The 2,128-nt window shown below is 59.1% G+C and carries 3 protein-coding genes; all 3 read left to right on the forward strand.

All coding sequences use genetic code 11. The annotated features are described in order from the left end of the window. Nucleotides 1-538, forward strand: a 538-nt coding sequence (locus tag WCJ41_RS21650) for a fatty acid desaturase (protein WP_336907908.1), incomplete at its 5' end; no start/stop codon positions are given. An 18-nt stretch (nt 539-556) separates the two neighbouring features. Then, entirely contained in the window at nt 557-871 is a 315-nt protein-coding gene (locus WCJ41_RS21655; protein ID WP_336907909.1) for a MocE family 2Fe-2S type ferredoxin, read from the forward strand. A gap of 43 nt (nt 872-914) precedes the next feature. Then, the gene (locus tag WCJ41_RS21660; RefSeq protein ID WP_336907910.1) at nt 915-1,748 is read left to right on the forward strand and encodes a TIM barrel protein; all 834 of its coding nucleotides are present in this window, start codon (nt 915-917) and stop codon (nt 1,746-1,748) included. Nucleotides 1,749-2,128 lie beyond the last annotated feature (380 nt).

The raw sequence follows: 2,128 nt of genomic DNA on the forward strand, positions 1-2,128 counted from the left end.
CATGCTGCGGCACGCGGCAGGCAGGCTTTCCCCTGACGAAGCGGATTTCATCCCCAAGATGGAGCGCCCCAAGGTCCACCGTACGGCACGCATCTGGCTTGCCATACACCTCGCCGTCATTGCCTTCGCGATCTACATCGGCTCGATCCTGCCGATGCTGCTGGTCGGCCCCCTGCCCGCCATGTATGGCGCATGGGTGCATGTGATGACTGGTCTCACGCAGCACACCGGCCTTCCCGAGAACGTGCTGGATCATCGCCTCAACTGTCGCACCGTCTACATGAATCCCGTGCTGCGCTTCATCTACTGGAACATGAACTATCACGTGGAGCACCACATGTTCCCGATGGTACCCTATCATCGCCTGCCGGAACTGCATGAGGAGATGAAGACATACTGCCCGCCCGCCTACCCAAGCGTCGTCGCCGCCTATCGTGAAATCATCCCGGCAATCCTGCGCCAGGTGCGTGAGCCAGGATGGTCAATCCAGCGGCAGATGCCGCAGGACTACCCCGCCCAGATGTTTGCCGCCGAGTAGCAGGAGAAACACGCGAAGATGACCCAGTGGATTGAGACCTGTGCTGTCGGCGACATTGCAGAAGAGGACGTGATGCGGTTCGACCACGGTGGACGCACGTTCGCGATCTACCGCTCCCCCGAAGATGAGTACTATGCCACTGACGGCCTTTGCACCCATGAGAAGATCCACCTGGCGGACGGGCTGGTGATGGACAACATCATTGAGTGCCCAAAGCACAATGGCCGCTTTGACTACCGCACGGGTGAGGCAAAGGGCGCTCCGGTCTGCGTGAACCTCAAGACTTATGCTGTGAAGCTGGAAGGTGGCAAGGTGATGATCGACATTGGTTGACCTCAGCCCGCTCAACCAGATCAGCAGACAAGAGGATGGTCCCGTGACAGACAAGCTTTCATTTGCACTCAATCAGATCACCACTCCTCGCCTGACATGCAAGGAGTTCATCCAGCTGGCGAAGCGCCTAGGCTGCTCAGGCGTGGAACTTCGCAATGACCTGCGTGACAAGAGGCTGTGCGAGCGGGCGTTCTTCGACGGCGAAAGTCCCAAGGACGTAGGTGCCTATGTGCGAGAAAACGGCATGCGGCTTCTGGGCCTGTCCGAGGTCTATGCGTTCAACCGCTGGTCAGACGAGATACGGGAGAAGGTCGCCCGCCTCATCGGCGAGGCCGTGGCCAGCGGCGCGGAGACCATTTCCCTGATACCGTCCAATGACGGGCGAACCGAATCCGATGACGCGCGCCTCGACGCGCTTCGCAACGCACTCTCGCGCATTCTCCCGATGCTCGCGGGCACGGACCTGATTGCCCTGGTAGAGCCTCTTGGTTTCCCTACATCCTCGCTGCGACACAAGAGCGAGGCAATCGCAGCAATCAAGGCCGTAGAAGGTGATGCGCGGTACAAACTCGTGCACGATACCTTCCACCACCATCTCGCCAACGAACAGGAGTTTTTCCCGAAATGGACTGGCATCGTTCACATCTCGGGTGTTGTCAATCCTTCGGTGGACGTCCGCGAGATGCAGGATGAGCACCGGATCCTGGTCACGGGAGACGAGCGCCTGGGCAATCTAGCCCAGATCGCAGCCCTCAGTGCGGCAGGCTATACGGGCGCCTACTCTTATGAATGCTTTGCACCGTCGGTACATCGCAGCACAGCGTTAGAATCAGAAATTGCAGAGAGCGTCGCCTTCATCCGGGCCGGAGCTTCGTGAACGCACAAACCAAGTGCCATGCCCGAGTTTGGCGCAGCGCTCGGCATCATGCGTGCTGCTGGAACTGGGGATCGTGCTGAAACTCGATCCAGAAGGAGGGCCGCTTCGCCACGAGACACGCCCCGGCGCCAAGGCCGATGAGCACCACCGCAACCGCGACGCCCTCCTACCAGCTCGTGCTCAGGCCAACTTCTTGTTGGGAAGGCCACACCAGGACGGGCATCCGAACTAAGAAGGGTGGCCACGTTCCAAGGCCAGTCCAGCACTTTAACTTTTATATCTCTATTTCAATAATTTAGAGGTGTGCGTCTTTGTTCCGCGTGGTGCGCCATGCTGTCAATAACTTAGCTGTTTTCCACCACGCGCCGTGGATGCCGTTG

Origin of the sequence: Aestuariivirga sp. (assembly GCF_037139295.1) — a bacterium.
Classification (GTDB): domain Bacteria; phylum Pseudomonadota; class Alphaproteobacteria; order Rhizobiales; family Aestuariivirgaceae; genus Aestuariivirga.

Bases quoted from the DNA above. Each gene is read 5' to 3' on its own strand.
- WCJ41_RS21655 (WP_336907909.1), top strand. From the start codon at position 557: ATGACCCAGTGGATTGAGACCTGTGCTGTCGGCGACATTGCAGAAGAG.